Origin of the sequence: Bacillus sp. FSL L8-0199 (assembly GCF_038005705.1) — a bacterium.
Classification (GTDB): domain Bacteria; phylum Bacillota; class Bacilli; order Bacillales; family Bacillaceae_G; genus Bacillus_A; species Bacillus_A cereus.
In genome coordinates, this window is record NZ_JBBOTS010000001.1 from 2,837,555 (window position 1) to 2,857,052 (window position 19,498).

Below are 19,498 nucleotides of genomic sequence, written 5' to 3' on the forward strand. Positions count from 1 at the left end.
AAAGATGCTCCAAGGCTGTAATTCATGCTTACCTTTGTACTGATTCACACCGACCATCAGCTCTCTTTAACAGTGAGATAAGCACTACTGTTTCCTCTTCAACGCATATATGATATGGAATTAAGATAATTTATTTTTGAAACCTTTTAACTCATCCATGAATCTATGGAATTCTGGAATGTCCATTTGTTGTGCAGAATCTGATAATGCAACTGCTGGATCTGGATGAACTTCAGCCATTACTGCATCTGCACCAATTGCAAGTGCCGCTTTCGCTGTTGGTAATAATAAATCTCTGCGTCCAGTTGAATGTGTTACATCAACGATAACTGGTAAATGTGTTTCTTTCTTTAAAATTGGTACTGCAGAAATGTCTAATGTGTTACGTGTTGCTCTTTCGTATGTGCGGATACCGCGCTCACAAAGAATAATTTGATCGTTACCTTGCGCAATGATGTATTCCGCTGCGTTAATGAACTCATCAATTGTTGCTGCTAATCCACGTTTTAATAATACTGGTTTGTTAACTTTACCTACAGCTCGTAATAAATCGAAGTTTTGCATGTTACGTGCGCCAACTTGAATTACATCAACGTAGTCTAATGCCATTTCAACATCGTTCGGATTTAAAATTTCACTAATAATTGCTAAGTCAAACTCGTCTGCTACTTGACGTAAAATTTGAAGTCCTTCTACTCCTAAACCTTGGAAATCATATGGAGAAGTTCTCGGTTTGAATGCACCACCGCGCATTAATTTTAAGCCTTGGTCTTTCATCGCTTGCCCTACTTGACGAACTTGTTCTAAACTTTCTACTGCACAAGGTCCCATGATGAACGTTTGTGTTCCGTTTCCAATCAATTCACCTTTTACATCAACGATTGTATTTTCTTGTTTCTTTTTACGTGATACTAGTAACGCTTTACGGTTATCATCTTCTTGTAACTCTAAGCTTGCTTTGAAAATCGTTTTGAAAATATGTTGAACTGTTGATGTTTCGAATGGTCCTTCGTTATGCTCTGCAATCATATCAAGTACTTCACGCTCACGTACTGGATCAAAGCGTTTCGTGCCTTGTACTTGCTTTTGCTCTCCAATTTTTTGAACAATTTCACCACGTTTGTTTAAAAGGTGTAATAGTTGTAAGTTAATTTCATCTACCTGTTTACGTAATTGATCTAATTCATGATTTGCCATTTGGAAATCCTCCTCTAATGTTTTAAAAGTATAGTAAGAGAATAAAAGATTCTCTATTTTCTGAACTGACTAATTATACAAATTTATAGTGGAATCGATACCTCTTCTTATTTTAAACTAATAATTCGTACAAAGACATGAACTACTAGTTAAAAACCCACTTTTTTGTACAAAAAAGCCCTACTGATCCAATCAGTAGGGACGATATTTATCGCGGTACCACCCTAGTTGTAGACTTCTTTCGTCTACCTCTCTTCATTGTTAACGATCATCTGACCGTCTTTCCCTTCATAAAGACAATACTATCTTTACTACGAAAAAGATGCTCCAGGACTGTAATTCGCTCTTGTTTATGTACTGGTTTGCACCAACCACCAGCTCTCTGTTACAGGGAAACAACAACTACTGCTTTTCCTTTCAATGCATGACTATTTAATTTTCAAGTTGAACCACTAAAATACAAAAAGTCCCTACTGAATAAATCAGTAGGGACGATATTTATCGCGGTACCACCCTAGTTGTAGACTAACTTTCCGTCTACCTCTCTTCACTGTTAACGATCAATTGACCGCTTTTTCCTCATAAAGACAAACTATCTTTATTACGAAAAAGATGCTCCAAGACTGTAATTCATGATTATCCCTGTACTGGTTCACACCAACCACCAGCTCTCTGTTACAGTAAGACTAACCACTACTGTGATCTCTTCATTGCACTTTGTTTATTCAAATGTTTTTGAAATTGAATAAGTATGATTCGTATTATAGAACGCTTTTCAAAACACTGTCAACAACTTTTTATATATTTTTTTAAATTCCACTTTCGTCCTATAATTCTTTTTGTAAATCACCCATTACAATTCCTATGCGAATTATTTCATTTTCTAGTAAATGTAAAACATATTCCTCTACTTCATACTGAACTAATAATTCTTTTATTTTTATGATTTCTTTTTCAAATAAAACGGCTTCGTGACATGTTTGTAGTAAAATAAAAAACACATTTGCAAATATTTCTTTATGCGCTTTCATACTTTCTTTTTTATGAAGCATTTCAATCAATAACTGCTTCATTTCCTCACCTGTACATTTACCATGTACACTTGAAAATGCACGAGACATAATACATAATCCTTTTTCTAATATTTCATCCATGTATAAAATAATACGTAAAAGCATTACATATTCTCTTGCAGTTATCTCACCCATTTTTGGTCGTTCTCGCAAAAATACACTGAGCCAAGCTGTCCAAAATTTTTGTTGTTCTTTTACACTTAATGTTTTGACGTAATAGCATAAAAACTTCATAAACTTAATTTTATTTTCTTCATTTTCTAGTATGAGTAACGGGTATAACCAATCTGTTTTTTGCTCCCAATATAGTACACATTTAATAAATACAAAGCTAAGCCACTTCAAGAAAGCTTCTCTCGTATGCGGATGTAATACTTCCAAATGTTCTATCGCATACTTAATAAATCGCTTCATTTCTGTAAATAAAGGTAAATTTATTTGCGTGTAACATAAGCCGGCCCATGCATATTCCGTAATCTCATTTTGTTTTTTTAAATCTAAGTATGGTAACAAATATTTTCGGCACCATTGTTTTTCAATATGATATAGAAATGTAATATCTGCTATTAAACGAGCAAACATAAAGTTTGTTCGTTCCGAATTAACTCTTACTTGTTCTTCAAATAAAAATAAATATTCATATACATTACGATCGTATAAATGATCATATGATAACAACTTTAATAATACAGCCGTCATTTTTCCAACTGGATGCTGAATTGATTCATTATAAAAATCTTGTTTCCCAAGCTTAAAGTCTGTATCACTCTTCATAACTTGAGGAAACACTGAAAAAGCAAATCGTTTTACAACACGTATACTATTCTCTTCTAACTCTTCTAGTCGATTACTAATTTCATATAGAAAACTACTAATTAACCAATGAAAAGCAGTATTTCTAACAAATTTCTGCAATAGCGGAATAATTTTTTGGATTTGCTCATTCGTCATTCCTCGATTATTTCGCCATTCTCTAATACAAACAAACCATACTTCATTACTTATTTCTTGCACTCCTACTAATTGGTATGCAAATGAAATACTCCACTCTGTGTTTAATTTACACGCTTTTGATAACATCTCTAAAAAATGGCGTTGTTCAAAAACACCATCTTGCGAAAATTGCTGAACTTGCTTCATAATTTCAACATCTTTCAGCTGCAATAATCCGTCAGCAGTTACATTACAAGTAATGCTTTCTGCTGTATCTTCTTTCTTTTGTACACTGTATCGTTCAGAATGAAAATGAGGATGCTTTTGCTTCATTAACTCATACCCATTTGCCGTAGATGGGCTATTCGAATCACACTTGAATAATAAGTCTAATACGAGACATGCATCAAATACCCTCTCTTCTGTAAGATGCTTTATTACAGTTCGAGTGACTTCTTCTTTTGTTTTTTCTAAACAATGTGCATAATGCCTTTTTAAAAGTTGAAAAACTTCGTGTTTATAAGTGAAATCTAAAAGAAGTCCTTCATGTAACAACCATTTCATTTTGTCATCTACACGAACAAAAATATTTTTATTCATCGCATCAATTGCAATTCGCTTTTGAAGTACACTATTTGCTTCTATCATTTCTGTAATATAATAATCCGCTTTTTTCTCATTGTTTTCGCATAAATAAGTTAGACACTCTTTTACAATTCGTATTAAAAATGCAAGATCATTTTGATGAAACTCTTTCTCTACATTTTCCTTATTTCTTTTTTTCAGTGCCGTTTGTCTTAACGACAACATTCTCAATTTTTCTAATCCAATCATCATAATTGGAACAGCATAATAAGCGATATATGGCCTCATCTTTTCGTTCCAAATTTGCTCCACATGAGAAAATGTAGATACTGGTAAGCGACTCGATTCCTCGAGTTCTATTGATTCTTGCGTATCATTTCCCCATTTTCTTACACGTTTCAACTTCAGTTTTCCGTCTAAAATAAAAGTTAGTAACAATAAGGCAATTTCTTTATGCTCAGGAAAAGAACATTTTTGCAGTAACTTAGAAATCTTTTCTATAGAGCTACTATCTTTTTCAGCTGTTTCTAATAAAAGGAGTGTCCACCTTGCAAACAACAACGGGTCCATCTTACTCTTCGTTTCGTTTAAGTAGTTACAAATTGTTCTCCATAATAACGGTGATATTTTAGAGTAGTTTTTATAAATTAATTGAAATAATTCTTTCTGATGACTAAAAAGAAATTGTTCCACTAACCATTCTGCAAGTAATTCATCTACTTCATTATAGTTTGGCGTAAGCATAAACAAATTTTGTAATTTACCTTCTGCTTCTAACCATTCGACCCATTCATAATCATGAGCAAATTCCACAAAGTAACGAACTGTTTCAATTTTTTTAATCGATTGCTTTATGTATGATAATTGTTCCTGTTCTACTGACGGGGGAACCGTTACAATATCCCGAATACGCATTCTTTTCGTAATATAATTATCGCCCATTAATTCCGCCCAGCGTTTTACCGCTTTTACGAGGGATTGATGATTATTCACTTTATTCGGATACACAATTGGTCTTATCCCTAAATGTTCCCAGTGGTACGTATTTTCCCCTTGTGCGACAAAAGCAAATCGTCTTGTACTTGGTGGTAAACCAGTTGCTAAATATTTCATTACTGGGTCATTATGACTATATCCAACGAATAAAACGGTGTAATTCGAGAATAGATCGACTAAAAATCTTCTCGCCCACCCTTCGGTTAAGTAAGCCCTTCCAAAATCACCGTCTGTTAAAATTAAAGCCTCTTTCTCCTGTTCTACATTACCATGTATATAAGCAAGACCTTTAAATGCTCTCCCAGTCGGTAAAGCTGGAGCATAATAAACATTGATATCTCTATGTATTTCCTTAATTGCAGTTGTAAAATGTTGATCAAAATTTGTTGTTACAATGCGGATATCTGTATCTAAAGGAAATAACCTTGGAATTGCATAATGCAATGGATTCGGTTTTGATTTCTCTATATGAACAAGATCTCTTGCGACTTGATGTACATCTTTTGTTTTCGCAATTTTACCAAGATAATAATCATGTGGTTCTGTTATTTCACGTTTTTCGACATATAACGTTTTTGCAATTTCATCAACTAAATCATCAAAATTCGGTAAGTTTGATTTCCCTTTCATAGAAACTCCCGCTCCAACAAATAACACTAACTTTCCTTGCTCAAGGTGATCAATTAACTCATCTGGAATTTCTACTTCTGAAGTAATCCACATCTTGGATTCCCCCTTACCTAAAAATGTCATACACTCTCATTTTACTATAACATTTTTTCGTTGTTTTTATAATATTTAGACTAAATTCCGAACATGAAAAAGTTTTATGTAAATAAATCCGTTACAATGTATGAACTCCAGAATTTATTGAAAAACTATGTATAAATCGGAGGTGTAAATTTTGAATGATTTCACAGTAGTGCTTATCAAGTTTATATCGTGCATTATCGCATTTAGCATTGGGCTTGCTTTATTTTTCCCTGCAACGTTTGTTCAAATTATTTCATTCAGTCTCTTTGTTACAATCGTATCCTACATGTTCGTTGATAAAATCATTTTAAATCGAATTGGCAATACTGGTGCCATTATGTCGGATTTCTTATTAACATATTTAAGCGTATGGATTTTCGGTAATATTTTATTAGACAACTATATGCAAATTGCATGGGGCAGTATCCTTTCTGCCATCGTCTTCACTTTATCTGAAGTAATCGTTCATCGCTTCTCTAACTCTCATACAAGGCACAACAATGATAACATTCGTATTAATCGTCGCTTTGCATATGGTACAGAGTTTGCTGAAGAACAAAATATATTGGATAAAGATAAAAAAAAGTAACGTTTTAATACAGGAGCGCCCTTTTTAATTATGTGGTGCTCCTTTTTTGTATTTTTTCATTATGGTACGTGAAATTATATAAGTGATTATTTCAAAATACCGACTTACTAACAATATTTGACGCTATTTTTTCTAATAAAAAACTGCCTCTTATTTAGAGGCAGCCACTTTTAAGTCTTTTACTTCAACAACATCCGCAAACGCTCCCAATACTGCGTTATGATGTTTCACAATATCTTCAGCACGTAACACTTCTGTATTAAATGTACTATGTGCATCACTCACTAACGTTACTTTATATCCTTCACTACATGCTCTGCGCGTTGTCGTATCTACACAATACTCTGTTTGCATTCCCGAAAGAATAACGTGTTCAATTCCTTTCTCTTGTAACACTTCGCTTAAGTTTGTATTATGGAATGAATCTGGAGTCGTCTTTTCAACTATATTATCTCCTTCTTGCGGAGCGATGGCCGCATGGATTCGCCATCCATCCGTACCTTTTTCTAACGGATGATCTTTAGGACCGTTATGTTGGATATAAATAACTGGAATATCATTTGAACGACATTCCATAATAAGCTCTTGCAATGTTTGTAAAAACTTTCCCCCATTATGTACTGGCATTCCAGCTGTATACATACCCGCTTGCACATCAATTACGATTAATGCTTTTTTCATTTCACACATCCCCCTTTGTTTGTATAAGCCATTATTATTGTTTATATTCCATCATCCAACAATCTTCTAATTTCCCCTCATGCAACTCATGTTCCTTTAAAATCTTTACTTTTTTAAATCCACTTTTTTCATAACACTTTATTGCTCGTTCATTATTTACTTTCGGATCCATTGCAATTGCTTCTGCTCCCATTTCACCCATAATATATGTAATTGCTGCCTGAACGAGTTTTGTTCCAATTCCCTTTCCCCAATAGGCTGGTTCACCGATAAATTGGTCCATACCCCATACATTTTGTGATTCTTTATAGCCATATAACGCTTTCCACTCTGAATCCACTGGGTACATTTGTATGTAACCAATCGGAACCGTATCAAATTCTATTAAACATCTTTTTTCATTACTGTTTGGACTATGTATAAAATGATCAAGCACCTTTTCTACAGATTGCGGATTATCTCGTCCTTCGTAATACCGCAGGACTGCTGGGTCCATTAACCATTTAGAAATGATAGATGCATCATCTTCCATTACGTATCTAATCAATAAACCTTCTTTTTGAAAAAGCATATTATACCTCTATTATTCCTTTATATTTTTTCTTGCTGTTACATCTTTCATTGCACCTACTAATGCATATGGTAGTAATGTAATCGCAAAAAATGCTGTAAATACGTTAAATTGCGGGATTGTATAGAGTGTGAACCATTCAGTGAAAAATTGAGAATTTAATATTCTATTAAAAAACTCTCCGCCTGGCCTAAAGTTTGGCGCCCACGCAGTGATTTCATACAAAATAAAGTGAAACTTTAATCAGTGGGGGGTTTTGTTCATCCCCCACTGATTATCAGCCCTCACCAATCGGGCTTTTACGGGCAGTTGATCCCCCACCTAACTTCTTCGCTTTCGCTGAATTTTGAGGTGGGGGTCTTACTGCCCGTTAATGCGGGATAAACAGTAACTGAACAATAAAAAATGCCCCTAGATAATGAAACCAAGTCCGTTTCCATATAGGTTGTGCATTTTTTAATATATCCCCCATCTTACCCCCTCCTTAAATATCCATCATATTGATTATACACTTTCCTCACTTTATTTGTTAAAATTTTCTATATAATTAATGCTGTTGGGGGGAATACATTATGTCTAATCCTATATTTACATCCACTTTAATCATTCTTAGAGGAAACTCCGCAAGTGGTAAAACAACGATTGCAAAACAACTACAAGAACATTTCGGACAAGGGACACTTTTAGTATCACAGGATGTTGTACGTAGAGATATGCTTAGAGTACACGACACAATGGGTAATTTATCACATGATTTACTATTTGAAATTACGAAGTACGGAAAAGGAAAATGTGAATTTGTTATTTTAGAAGGTATATTGAACAGTCATAGGTATGGTGAGATGTTAAAAGAATTAATTCGTTATTTTGATGAAAATGCATTTGCATATTACTTTGATTTATCATTAGAGGAAACTATTAGACGACATAACACAAGGGACAAACGACATGAATTTGGTGAAGATTCCCTACAAAAATGGTATAATCCGCACGATACTATTAAGGTTGCCAGAGAAACTATTTTTACAGATAACTTTACGCAAAAAGATATATTTGATGCAATTCTTAATGATGTTGCGATCAAAAAACAAGCCTAACATAATATGTTAGGCTTGTTATGTATTTTGTATTTCAGTTTTTATAATTAAACAATCTATACATAAATAATAGTATATATTCATTTCCCCAAACTGGAAATCAACTACTGAAATAAGTCCACGTTCCTCAATATCTTGAGTAATTGTAGCAACATATTTCATCTCTTTCGCACAAGTTGGACACGCCAAATCCTTTGGAAGATCATCATATAACGGTACCCCTAATAATCTACATACATATTCAGAACCGAACAAGTTAAAAGCTTCCCAGTAACTATCTTCATCTGTAGGTATATCTTCATTTTTCATATTTATAAGCTTTACCGTTGTTTTTGGTAATGAAGCTGGTAACTTAATTACAGATTTAGTAATAAGCCATTTAAAAATCCTATTATCCTTCTACTAAAAAAATAAAAGCCAGCCTCAATAAAGAGAACTGACTTCTATTTGGATAATTATTGTTATTATAAAATTTTCACTTTAACAGTTTGTCTTCCCCAATTCATAGCTTTACTTTTTGAACCCATTAAAACATCAATACGATTACCTTTAATTGCACTTCCAGTATCACCAGCGATAGCTTCTCCATAACCTTCTACCCATACTTTAGATCCTAATGGGATTACTTTCGGATCAACTGCGATAATTCTCATATTCGGATTTGCCGTTAAATCATGACCCATCGCAGTTAAAACGCGTCCACCATATGTACCATTTTCACTTGGATCAGCAGTATACGCTGTCGCTACTACCGTTAATTCACGTTTAGCAGACTGTATGTTGTTTTTAGATACTTCTTTCGCTCTCTCTTCTTCTTTAGCCTTTGCTATTTCTCTTGCTTTTTCTTCTTCTTTAGCCTTTGCTATTTCTCTTACTCTCTCTTCTTCTTTAGCCTTTGCTATTTCTCTTGCTTTCTCTTCTTCTTTAGCTTTTGCTATTTCTCTTGCTTTCTCTTCTTCTTTAGCTTTTGCTATTTCTCTTGCTTTCTCTTCTTCTTTAGCTTTTGCTATTTCTCTTGCTTTCTCTTCTTCTTTAGCTTTTGCTATTTCTCTTGCTTTCTCTTCTTCTTTAGCTTTTGCTATTTCTCTTGCTTTCTCTTCTTCTTTAGCTTTTGCTATTTCTTGTACTTTTTCTTCTTCTTTAGCTTTTACTATTTCTTGCGCTTTCGCTTCTTCTTTGACTTTTTCTTCTTCTTTAGGCTTTACTATTTCTTGCACTTTCGCTTCTTCTTTGACTTTTGCTTCTTCTTTAGGCTTTACTATTTCTTGCACTTTCGCTTCTTCTTTGACTTTTGCCTCTTCTTTAGGCTTTACTATTTCTTGCGCTTTTACTTCTTCTTTGACTTTTGCTTCTTCTTTAGGCTTTACTATTTCTTGCACTTTCGCTTCTTCTTTAACTTTTACTTCTTCTTTGACTTTTACCTCTTCTTTAGGCTTTACTATTTCTTGTGCTTTCGTTGTTTCTTTCGCTTTTGCTACTTTCTGCGTCTTTACTTCTTTCTTTTCTTTAACTGATTTTTGTACTTTCGCTACTTGCTTCGTTTTCTCTTCGGTTTTCTTTTCAGTTGGTGCTGTACTTGATAGGAAAGAAACGTTTGCATAAGCAGTTTTTCCTTTATACTCAAATTGCAGCCATCCGTCTTTTACTTGATGCGTTGATTCAATTACATCATCTTTTTTTAGTCTGCCAAGAATTTCTGAATCCGTGTTTGCTTCAGTACGTACATTTAACAAATTCGCCGTTACATGATATACATCTTTTGTAAACTCCGAACTTACAAACACTTCTTTACCATTCAACTCAATTTTTGACCAGCCATCTTCGGTATTTATGACTTTTAACTCTTGCCCATTCTTTACTTTTTCGACCACTTTTGATTCTGTAGTCGGTTTTTCACGTACGTTAAGTACATCTGCTGTTACGATTGTTTCTGCGGTAGCAGTTGAGGTAAACGCCCCCAATCCAAAAATAGTTGCGGTTGCTGCGCCAATTACTTTTTTCATATTAGCCTCCATTATATTTTTTCGAATTTTATCAAATGTCTCCGTAAAACTGTATAATTTTACATAATATCAAAACATTTGCAACAGTATATTAATATTGTTTAATATACCGTTATTAAAACTCCTTACTCCAATACTATCAAATTCTCATTTCTAATTCTATATATTATAAATCTCCTTATCTTTTATAAAAGCTCCATGCTCTTCTTCACACTAAATAGTTGTAGCAATTCCCGCCAAAAATAAACTTACGATTGCTAAAATTTGAGTAGCGACAATAGCCCCTCTTAAATGAAACTTATAATCTTTATATCCTTTCATACCTTCCGTACTAGGAATCACAACAAACCTTGGAGTAATCCAGCAAAAAATTAGCCAATCAATTATAAGTAAATCTACTAAATTGAAAATCATTAAAATACCAAAATTGTGTAAATAGGCATCCATATACATTAACTTTTCATGCTTATGTAGTATATATGTAGAAACGAAAGGACTACCGAAAAGAATAGTATTATATACAATATTAAAATAAATGCTTTGCTTTTTTTCATGAATCGATTTTGGAAAAACTACTTTTTGAATATCTTTCGGATAATCAGTTAACGAAAGTCGAGGATTATAATATAAGGACCCTAAAATCATTACAGATAGTACAATAGACATGATGACACCAACGTACATCATTTGTTCAAATTGATTCATATACTGTATTCACCCTTTTCTGTAATTACTATGATGGTCATTCACTTAATTACATATTGTATGTACGTACATAATCAAAAATTAACAACTAGCTTTAATAGCAAAGCAAAATTGTTGCAATGCAAATGCAAATTTAATACAGTGGAAGCCTAATTGATACAGATAGGATTGGTGAAACCTATGAAAATTGAACATATTGCAATTTGGGTAAATGACTTAAAATGTATGCGTGATTTTTATATAAAATATTTTAATGGTAAAGCAAACTCGTTATACCATAATGAAATGAAACAATTTGAATCTTATTTTATTACGTTCGAATCTGGAGCAAGGCTTGAACTTATGCGTAAAAAAGGGATTGAAAATAAGCCTAATTTAAACATAACCGGCTATGCTCATATGGCTTTTTCTGTCGGTAGTGAAGAACGAGTGAATGAACTGACAAAGGTGATAAAAGATGCTGGTTATCCTTTATTAAATGGACCACGTTTTACTGGAGATGGCTATTATGAAAGTGTAATAGGCGATCCAGAAGGCAATCAAATAGAAATTACGATTTAACTTACATTGTACAAGCTGCAGCAGAACAGAAGTACATGATCCATTATGGGGTTTAAATGTAATTCAAAAAATGCTTAGGATTTCTCCGAAGCATTTTTTGTATGTTACTAATACATTTATTCCTTAACCATTTAGTCAATGCTTGAGCCTATGGTCCCTTCTTTTACAAGTGAGGGCGCCCCTATTAATCTAAATAAGCGTCTCGTTTCCAATCTTCCAGCTAAACCATCTCCCGTGTCCTTCTGTTTCTCCAACCGTTTCACGATATTCGTTTCCGTTAATATAATAATCAATATGAAGGTCACGATCCCACATATTGTTATACAGGTGGAATACATCACGTTTTGCGCCGATTTCTTGTATTTGTTTTTCTAATTTATGTTTAACTTGTTCTGGTATTTGATTTGCGACGTGTGTATGGAAAATACAAATAACAGCTTCTTCACTTATTTGTTCAATAATAGATGATAATAGCTCTACACCGTCTCCTTCTATTAATTGGACAGATTCATTTTTCACTAAAGATGCAGCTTGATCAAACATCTCAAGCCTTTCTTTATGTTCTGGCCAAATTAAAGCACGTAACCATAAATAATCTTCCTCATTATGTAAATCATTCACATGTAAGTCCAGTCCGATTCTTTCTACGACAGATGGGCTTTCTTTTAGAAAATGCGGTACATTCTCCCCTCTTATTTCAGAAGTTACATGCACATTTGAATTTATATTTCCGTACATTTCATCCGTCCCGTACGAATAACGATATTGGTCCCAGAACAGTTGCAACCCAGAACTTGTCCCAATTTCAATTAACGCTAACGGCTTCTTCACTTTGTTAAATATGTAGCAGAAACTTGGGTATAAGTATGCGCACCGTCTTACTTCATTTGTTTGAACGAGTTTCGTTTGTAACAAAGTAATGATTTCTTCTCGGTACTCTTTACAGAAATCTTTAAAATGATTAAAAGCTTTATCTAAATTTGTATCAGCATTTTCAACTAAACTACTATAATACGTTTTTAAATGATGTTCTTTCCCTGCTAGCAATAAATAATGTACTGCACCCAATAGTAAGTTTGGGACTGGTTGACCTACCTGAGCATAGGACGATAGTGTAAGTACTTCCTCATCTTCAGCAATTTTCATTGATAAATATTCATATAAATCACTTGACCCTTTACATTCCTTTATTGAAAAGTTTCGAAATAAGTTTGAAATTTGTTCTTTTGTACACATTAGAGTCCCTCCTTTTTATTTTTCAGAATAATCTTACCATTACAGAAAGAATAATCCCATAAAAAGGTACTCGATTTAGTCACTTAAGGATACGTAAGCTTTTTCGAGATAATTTCAAACTGTAATTTTTTTCTATTTACCACCTTAAAAGAGCTTGTTAAATAAGATTTTTAGCGAATAAAACGTTAAATAGTTTAAAATTATCAGATAACACTAGATATTTTAGTCTATTAATTATTATAATAGAGTATGAGATGGTTATATAATTGAGACAAAAAAGTATACACCTAGGTGGGGCCTAGGCGGTGTTTCTCTTTTACGGCTTAGACATAGAAAACACCTACACTTTTTTGCCAATATAGGGGATGGAGAGATTATCATGAGCAACATGCAGCAAAAAACAGACGTTATCTTAATTGGTGCAGGAATTATGAGTGCAACGTTAGGCTCATTACTAAAAGAATTAGCACCAGAATGGGAAATTAAAGTTTTTGAAAAACTCGCAAGTGCCGGGGAAGAAAGCTCTAACGAATGGAATAATGCAGGTACAGGGCATTCTGCGCTATGCGAACTGAACTATACTTCCGAAAAAGCTGACGGATCTATAGATATTAGTAAAGCTGTAAAAGTGAATGAGCAATTCCAGCTTTCAAGACAATTTTGGGCATATCTTGTAAAGAGCAAATTAATTCGTAATCCACAAGATTTTATTATGCCACTACCTCATATGAGTTTAGTACAAGGGGAAAAAAATGTTGAGTTTCTAAAAAACCGTTTTGAAGCGCTTTCAAAAAATCCACTGTTTCAAGGAATGGAATTTTCTGATGCTCCTGAAACATTAAAAAAATGGCTTCCACTCATTATGGAAGGTCGCACATCTAATGAACCGATGGCGGCAACGAAGATTGACTCTGGAACAGATGTTAACTTCGGTGCATTAACACGTATGTTGTTTGATTACTTAAAAACAAAAAATGTCGAGCTAAACTACAAGCATAGTGTCGAAAATATTAAGCGCACGAAAAATGGTTTATGGGAAGTAAAAGTACACGATATGAATAGTGGTAAAATTGAGCATCATACTGCTAAATTCGTCTTTATTGGCGGCGGTGGCGGTAGCCTACCTCTACTTCAAAAGACTGGTATCCCTGAATCAAAGCATATCGGTGGCTTCCCAGTAAGTGGACTATTTATGGTATGTAAAAACAAAAAAGTTGTAGAGCAGCATCATGCGAAAGTGTACGGTAAAGCTAAAGTTGGCGCTCCGCCAATGTCTGTACCTCATCTAGATACGAGATATATAGACAATAAAAAAGCCTTACTGTTTGGACCATTCGCAGGCTTCTCACCTAAATTCTTAAAAACTGGCTCAAATCTTGACTTAATCGGTTCTGTAAAACCGAATAATGTCTTAACGATGTTAGCCGCTGGTGTAAAAGAAATGGGACTTACAAAATACTTAATTCAGCAAGTTATGTTATCACATGAAAAACGTATGGAAGAATTACGCGAATTCATTCCGAACGCGAAAAGTGAAGATTGGGATATTGTAGTTGCTGGACAACGTGTACAAGTAATTAAAGATACTGATGCTGGCGGTAAAGGAACACTTCAATTTGGTACAGAAGTAGTAAGTGCAGCTGATGGCTCAATCGCCGCATTACTAGGCGCATCACCAGGTGCTTCTACTGCTGTTCACGTCATGCTCGAAGTATTAGAAAAATGTTTCCCAAGCCGCATGGTAGAATGGGAAGAAAAAATAAAAGAAATGATTCCTTCATATGGCATTTCACTAACTGAAAATCCAAGATTGTTCCAAGACCTTCACACTTCTACTGGTCGTACACTTGGATTAAACGAAAAAGAAACTGTTCATAATTAATGCAGAAATAAAAAAACGTCCGATATATTCGGACGTTTTTTTGTCTACTAAAAATTATACTTATCAATATTATCTTTCGTAAATACAACTCGTTCTGGTAATACGATAATTCCGTTCCCTTCTGCCTCATAATCATATCCTTGAATGGAGTTTGGCTCTACTTTCACTTTTCCAATTCCTTTTACTTCGAAGCTATCCCCTACTTTTAACTTCTTCCCTTTTACAACAATTTCATTTGCTACATACGTTGCGAGAGCACCTTGTTGTTTTACATCCCATAAACCAAATTGTTGTACTGTTCCTCGTTTTACATAATCACGCATAACGTTCGGTGTAGAAAATCCAGTTACCACTACTTTTTTATCCATTTTTAAGTTTTCAGCTGCCTGCGCCATTGCTGGGAGTGCTGTTGCATCTGGACAAATAACTGCGTTAATATCTGGATACGTTTTTAATATGTTCTCCCCTACGGATAAAGATTTTTGTGCATTATTTTCACCGTACTGCGTCGTTACAATTTCCCAGTTCGGATATTTCTTTTTAATAATTTCTTTCGCTTTCGTTACCCATTGGTTTTGATCCGTTACTGTCGGGCTAGAATAAAAGAATGCTACTTTTCCTTTATCTCCAATTTGCTTAGAAGTCATTTCTATTAATAAGTTAGCAAGTTGGTCTGGTGTTCCTTGGCTTATATAAAAAGAACGATCTTTCGGATTCACATCAGAATCCCATGTTAAGACGGTCATTCCTTTTTTCTTAGCACGTTGTAGTGATTGCGATAAACCATCAACTGATGTAGAGGAAACCATAAGTGCATCATAGTTTTGGTTAATAAAATTATTTATATACTTTACTTGCCCTGATACACTCGCTTCAGACGGCCCATCATATTTCACTTGTACGCCTAGCTTCTCTCCCATCTCCTTTGCTCCTTCACCTCCCGATGTGAAGAAACCAACTCCTGTTAATTTCGGAATAAATGCAAATTTCACATCATCAGCCTTTTTCTTATCTGCCGTTTGGCTAGAACACGCAATTAAACCGATTAAACAAATACATACAATCAATACAATCCCTAGTTTTCTCTTCATGACATTTCCCCCTTATGCAAATTCTGTCTTTTCCCCGCTAAAAATTGATGTAATTTGAAATGTCTCATAATAACTGAAAGAATAAGGATAATACCTATTACTACATTGGATTGTTCATTTGTTAAACCCGTCATTTGCAAGCCATACTGCATGAGCCCAATGAAAATACTCGCCAGTACAGTACCGAAAATACTTCCTTTTCCACCTGTAATAAGTGTCCCGCCTAATACTACTGCTGTAATGATTGGTAATATTGTTTCGCTTCCTATATCAGCACGTGCAGAACCGAAATATGCAGTTAAGAAAGCTCCTCCTAATCCACCTCCTAACCCAGAAAGTATGTAAGCAATGATTACTACTTTCTTCGTCTTAATCCCGGTGTATTTTGCTGCATTTTCATTCGCGCCTGTTAATTTTACGTGGCGCCCATATATCGTTCGGTGAAACAAAATCGTGCATACAATTGTTAATAAAATAAGTAGCCATAATAAATTGGGTATTCCTATAAAACTACCATTTGCTAGTTGTACATAAGTATCAGGTAAACCGCTTATCCCTTCATATCCAGAAGCACCTGCCCCTCCTGAAATAACGAGTGCAATTCCTCTGTATAAAAACATCGTTCCGAGTGTAACGACTAGTGGTTCTACATCTGTCAATTTTATAATAAGCCCATTTAAAGCTCCTGCTAAGCAACTGACTATAAGTGCCATTATTACTGCTAGTAAAATATGAATTCCATTCATCCAAAACACACCAATTAAAATCGAGGTTAGCCCCATAATTGATCCTACAGATACGTCAATTCCTCCTGTTACAATAACGAAAGTCATTGGAATTGCCGCGATTGCTATGAATAGAAAATCATTTGTACTAAAAAGGAGATTACTAATATTTAAGAAATTGCTGTTTATAAAACTAAAGAGAATGAATTCTATAAGAAGTAATATGATTAACACACCTTCCCATCTGTAAAAATACTTCATAGATTCATTCTCCTTTCTGCTTTCCACTTCTTCATGACGCTATCTAATATGATAATAAGTAATAGTAAAAAACCTGAAATAGCATTATTCCAAAATGCTGGTATTTTTAAAAAGATAAGTGAACTGCTTATCACTTCTAAAAACAATGCTCCTAGTGCAGCTCCAAATATAGAACCTGTTCCTCCTTTTAGATGAATTCCTCCTAGCACAGCAGCTGCAATCACCTGTAGTTCCATTCCTGTACCAGTTTGATTTGGAACGAACCCGATATTCATAACAAATATGCAACCAGCGAGCGCAGCGCTTATGCCTGAAATCATAAACGCATATATCTTCACTTTATTAACAGGTATACCAATAAGCCTCGCGCCATCTTCATTATCACCTACCGCATAAAAGTATCTTCCCAATGGCACTTTTCTTAAAAAGAAGTATAGTAGTAGTAAAATAATAAGAACGAACCATACAGTTATAGGTAAACCAAGAATGATGATAGATGACAGCTGCTTAAAATCGTTTGGAATATCTTCAATCCACTTTCCGCCTGTGAAAATTAACATTGCACCTCTAACAATTCCTAACATGCCTAATGTCATAATAATGGCTGGTACCCGAAACTTCGCAACTCCAATACCATTTACGAAACCGATAATGGCCCCAAGTATAATAGCTACAAATATCGACAAGAATGCACTATACCCATTCGTTAACATCATTCCGCAAACTGCTGCACTTAATCCCATGCTTGAACCAACTGATACATCTATATTTTTCGTAAATAAGACGAACGATTGACCGATTGCTAGCACGACTAAAATAACGCTTGATTTCATCAGTAAAGATAACGAGGTAAATTGAATAAAACTAGGGTTTATCATCCCTACAATAGCTATATAAATTAGTAGTAACAGTATGATAGACGTTTCGTGCATTTTATACATACGTTTCATTCCGTTACACCTCCGTATGCAAGGCGTGTAACTTCATTCACACTCAGTTGTTCTTTTTCCATATGAGAAACAAATCGCCCATTTCTCATTACATATACACGGTTTACTAATTGGATAATTTCTTCAACATCTGAAGAGATTAATAAAATTGCGAGTCCTTCCCTTTTCATTTTTTTTATCGTCTCATACACTTCAAGCCTTGCTTTCGCATCAATTCCGCGAGTCGGCTCATCAAGAATAATAATTTTCGGATTACATGCAAGATACTTCGCAAGCACGACCTTCTGCTGATTACCTCCTGATAAAGATGCCAATTCTTTATTCATATTCTGCACAACAATTCGGAACTGTTCTATAAACGAATTAACTAAAGCGCTTTCTTTTTCTTGATTTATAAAAAAGCGATTATTTTGATATAAACTTGCTGCTGCAATATTTTCTTTAACAGAAGCAATTGAGAAAATTCCATTCCTCGCCCTATCCTCTGGCACATAAACTAGGCCTTCGTCTAGCCTTTTATGCAAAGAACACGTATCAATTGATTTTCCACCCAATAAGATAGACCCTGATTTTATAGTTTTCAATCCAAATATCGCTTCTGCTAATTCCGTTCTGCCAGATCCTATAATGCCAGCAACACCTACAACCTCACCCTCATGTACAGTGAATGATATATTTTCGAATGCGTGACCATTTATATCAACCACTTCTAATATTTTTTTCGTCTTTGCTGTCTCTTGAACTACTTCTATTTTCTCTTTCTGTTTATATCCTTTTGGCAATAGTCCCTCCATCAGCATGTCATATGTATAGTCACATACATCACCTTGGCTTACAACCATTCCATCACGTAGTATTGCTACTTTGTTGGCAATTTCAAAGATTTCTGGAAAACGATGCGTAATATAAATCATCCCAATTCCTTTTTCTTGTAAACTTTTCATCAACACAAAAAGACTCTTAATTTCGTGTGTTGTTAATGTCGATGTTGGCTCATCTAGAATAAGAATCTCAGCTTCTCTTATTAATCCTCTAACGATTTCTACTAACTGTTGTTGCGCAATCGATAATGTTCCTCCTAGTTTATTAAGGTCAATATCCCATCCTAAGCTGCTAATCAATTGCTGAATCTGTACTTTTAGTTTCTTTTTCTTTTCTTTTAACCCGATACATATATTTTCTTCAATAGTCATATGCGGAAAAATGAGTGGTTCTTGCGGTATTAAATAAATACCTTTTCGGTGTGCTTCTGATGGATTTGAAAACTGTTGCTTCATTCCTTTTACATACATCTCTCCATCATCATACGAATATAACCCCGTTAATATTTTCATTAATGTCGATTTCCCGGCGCCATTTCCACCAACTAAAGCGTATATATCACCATGCTCTACTTGTAAGTTCACTTCCTTTAGCACAAGTTGATTCGAAAACGCCTTACTCATTTTCTTCACTTGTAATAAGGGCACATTCTCCACATGATGTCACCTGCCTTTACCCAGAACATTTTTTAAGAAAATGATTATTTGTTCTACTTGTTTTGTAGCATTGTATATTCCTTTTTTTATATCTAGAACACTTTTTTCTACGTACTATTAATCGTTCCAAC

General features: G+C 34.4%; 16 protein-coding genes, 2 pseudogenes and 3 other annotated features (1 of these 21 only partly in view). Of the genes and pseudogenes, 4 read left to right on the forward strand and 14 right to left on the reverse strand.

Annotation, left to right across the window (positions count from 1 at the left end):
- Window positions 1-111, reverse strand: a binding site (T-box leader) (it extends 109 nt beyond the left edge of the window).
- Window positions 112-120: 9 nt separating this feature from the next.
- Together NST86_RS14785 and NST86_RS14790 are read right to left on the reverse strand one after the other, a co-directional pair.
- The gene (locus tag NST86_RS14785; RefSeq protein ID WP_001273575.1) at window positions 121-1,197 is read right to left on the reverse strand and encodes a bifunctional 3-deoxy-7-phosphoheptulonate synthase/chorismate mutase; all 1,077 of its coding nucleotides are present in this window, start codon (window positions 1,195-1,197) and stop codon (window positions 121-123) included.
- Between the two features lie 194 nt (window positions 1,198-1,391).
- Window positions 1,392-1,627 (reverse strand) — a binding site (T-box leader).
- Window positions 1,628-1,681: 54 nt separating this feature from the next.
- Window positions 1,682-1,917 (reverse strand) — a binding site (T-box leader).
- A 107-nt stretch (window positions 1,918-2,024) separates the two neighbouring features.
- The gene (locus NST86_RS14790) at window positions 2,025-5,507 is read right to left on the reverse strand and encodes a DUF4020 domain-containing protein (protein WP_140159009.1); all 3,483 of its coding nucleotides are present in this window, start codon (window positions 5,505-5,507) and stop codon (window positions 2,025-2,027) included.
- A gap of 181 nt (window positions 5,508-5,688) precedes the next feature.
- Here NST86_RS14790 and NST86_RS14795 point away from each other — a divergent pair, with 181 nt between their 5' ends.
- Window positions 5,689-6,126 carry a YndM family protein gene (locus NST86_RS14795; protein WP_000997702.1) on the forward strand — a complete coding sequence of 146 codons (438 nt, stop codon included), beginning with the start codon at window positions 5,689-5,691 and terminating at the stop codon, window positions 6,124-6,126.
- Between the two features lie 150 nt (window positions 6,127-6,276).
- Here the strand turns inward: NST86_RS14795 and NST86_RS14800 are convergent, their stop codons facing one another.
- From NST86_RS14800 to NST86_RS14815, 4 genes and pseudogenes are all read right to left on the reverse strand, one after another.
- Window positions 6,277-6,807: a cysteine hydrolase family protein gene (locus tag NST86_RS14800; protein ID WP_044797280.1), complete on the reverse strand. Its 531-nt coding sequence runs from the start codon at window positions 6,805-6,807 to the stop codon at window positions 6,277-6,279.
- Window positions 6,808-6,841: 34 nt separating this feature from the next.
- A complete protein-coding gene (locus NST86_RS14805; protein ID WP_016118108.1) occupies window positions 6,842-7,378 on the reverse strand; it encodes a GNAT family N-acetyltransferase in 537 nt (178 codons plus the stop codon).
- Window positions 7,379-7,390: 12 nt separating this feature from the next.
- Window positions 7,391-7,609: pseudogene (locus NST86_RS14810) on the reverse strand (YfzA family protein); the annotation flags it as partial.
- Between the two features lie 139 nt (window positions 7,610-7,748).
- The gene (locus tag NST86_RS14815; RefSeq protein WP_392389473.1) at window positions 7,749-7,850 is read right to left on the reverse strand and encodes a YfzA family protein; all 102 of its coding nucleotides are present in this window, start codon (window positions 7,848-7,850) and stop codon (window positions 7,749-7,751) included.
- A gap of 100 nt (window positions 7,851-7,950) precedes the next feature.
- Between NST86_RS14815 and NST86_RS14820 the strand changes: the two genes are divergently transcribed.
- Window positions 7,951-8,475, forward strand: coding sequence for a kinase (locus tag NST86_RS14820; protein ID WP_000070081.1), 525 nt, complete (start codon window positions 7,951-7,953; stop codon window positions 8,473-8,475).
- A gap of 18 nt (window positions 8,476-8,493) precedes the next feature.
- Here the strand turns inward: NST86_RS14820 and NST86_RS14825 are convergent.
- The 3 genes and pseudogenes from NST86_RS14825 to NST86_RS14835 form a co-directional block, all read right to left on the reverse strand.
- Window positions 8,494-8,832 (reverse strand): annotated as a pseudogene (locus NST86_RS14825) (hypothetical protein); the annotation flags it as partial.
- 107 nt (window positions 8,833-8,939) lie between these two features.
- Window positions 8,940-10,478, reverse strand: coding sequence for a cell wall-binding protein EntB (gene entB / locus NST86_RS14830; protein WP_340934036.1), 1,539 nt, complete (start codon window positions 10,476-10,478; stop codon window positions 8,940-8,942).
- 213 nt (window positions 10,479-10,691) lie between these two features.
- Window positions 10,692-11,183 (reverse strand): hypothetical protein, encoded by a 492-nt coding sequence (locus NST86_RS14835; protein WP_001071231.1) that lies wholly within the window; start codon window positions 11,181-11,183, stop codon window positions 10,692-10,694.
- A gap of 180 nt (window positions 11,184-11,363) precedes the next feature.
- On the opposite strand from NST86_RS14835, the gene NST86_RS14840 reads away from it, so the two are divergent.
- Entirely contained in the window at window positions 11,364-11,744 is a 381-nt protein-coding gene (locus NST86_RS14840; protein WP_000687546.1) for a VOC family protein, read from the forward strand.
- Window positions 11,745-11,933: 189 nt separating this feature from the next.
- Here NST86_RS14840 and NST86_RS14845 read toward each other — a convergent pair whose 3' ends face one another.
- Window positions 11,934-12,980 carry a DUF2332 domain-containing protein gene (locus tag NST86_RS14845; protein ID WP_016118113.1) on the reverse strand — a complete coding sequence of 349 codons (1,047 nt, stop codon included), beginning with the start codon at window positions 12,978-12,980 and terminating at the stop codon, window positions 11,934-11,936.
- Between the two features lie 379 nt (window positions 12,981-13,359).
- On the opposite strand from NST86_RS14845, the gene NST86_RS14850 reads away from it, so the two are divergent.
- Window positions 13,360-14,862, forward strand: coding sequence for a malate:quinone oxidoreductase (locus tag NST86_RS14850; protein ID WP_016118114.1), 1,503 nt, complete (start codon window positions 13,360-13,362; stop codon window positions 14,860-14,862).
- 47 nt (window positions 14,863-14,909) lie between these two features.
- Here NST86_RS14850 and lsrB read toward each other — a convergent pair whose 3' ends face one another.
- The 4 genes from lsrB to NST86_RS14870 are packed head-to-tail and all read right to left on the reverse strand — an operon-like array spanning window position 14,910 to window position 19,367.
- Window positions 14,910-15,953 (reverse strand): autoinducer 2 ABC transporter substrate-binding protein LsrB, encoded by a 1,044-nt coding sequence (gene lsrB, locus NST86_RS14855; protein WP_000823656.1) that lies wholly within the window; start codon window positions 15,951-15,953, stop codon window positions 14,910-14,912.
- Entirely contained in the window at window positions 15,950-16,939 is a 990-nt protein-coding gene (locus tag NST86_RS14860; RefSeq protein WP_140159011.1) for an ABC transporter permease, read from the reverse strand. The genes lsrB and NST86_RS14860 overlap by 4 nt, the downstream gene beginning before the upstream one ends.
- On the reverse strand, window positions 16,936-17,889 hold the full coding sequence (locus tag NST86_RS14865; protein WP_044797286.1) for an ABC transporter permease subunit: 954 nt from the start codon (window positions 17,887-17,889) through the stop codon (window positions 16,936-16,938). Before NST86_RS14865 ends, NST86_RS14860 begins: the two co-directional genes overlap by 4 nt.
- Complete coding sequence (locus NST86_RS14870) at window positions 17,886-19,367, reverse strand: sugar ABC transporter ATP-binding protein (RefSeq protein ID WP_000432623.1); 1,482 nt, start codon at window positions 19,365-19,367, stop codon at window positions 17,886-17,888. Before NST86_RS14870 ends, NST86_RS14865 begins: the two co-directional genes overlap by 4 nt.
- Window positions 19,368-19,498: the final 131 nt, after the last annotated feature.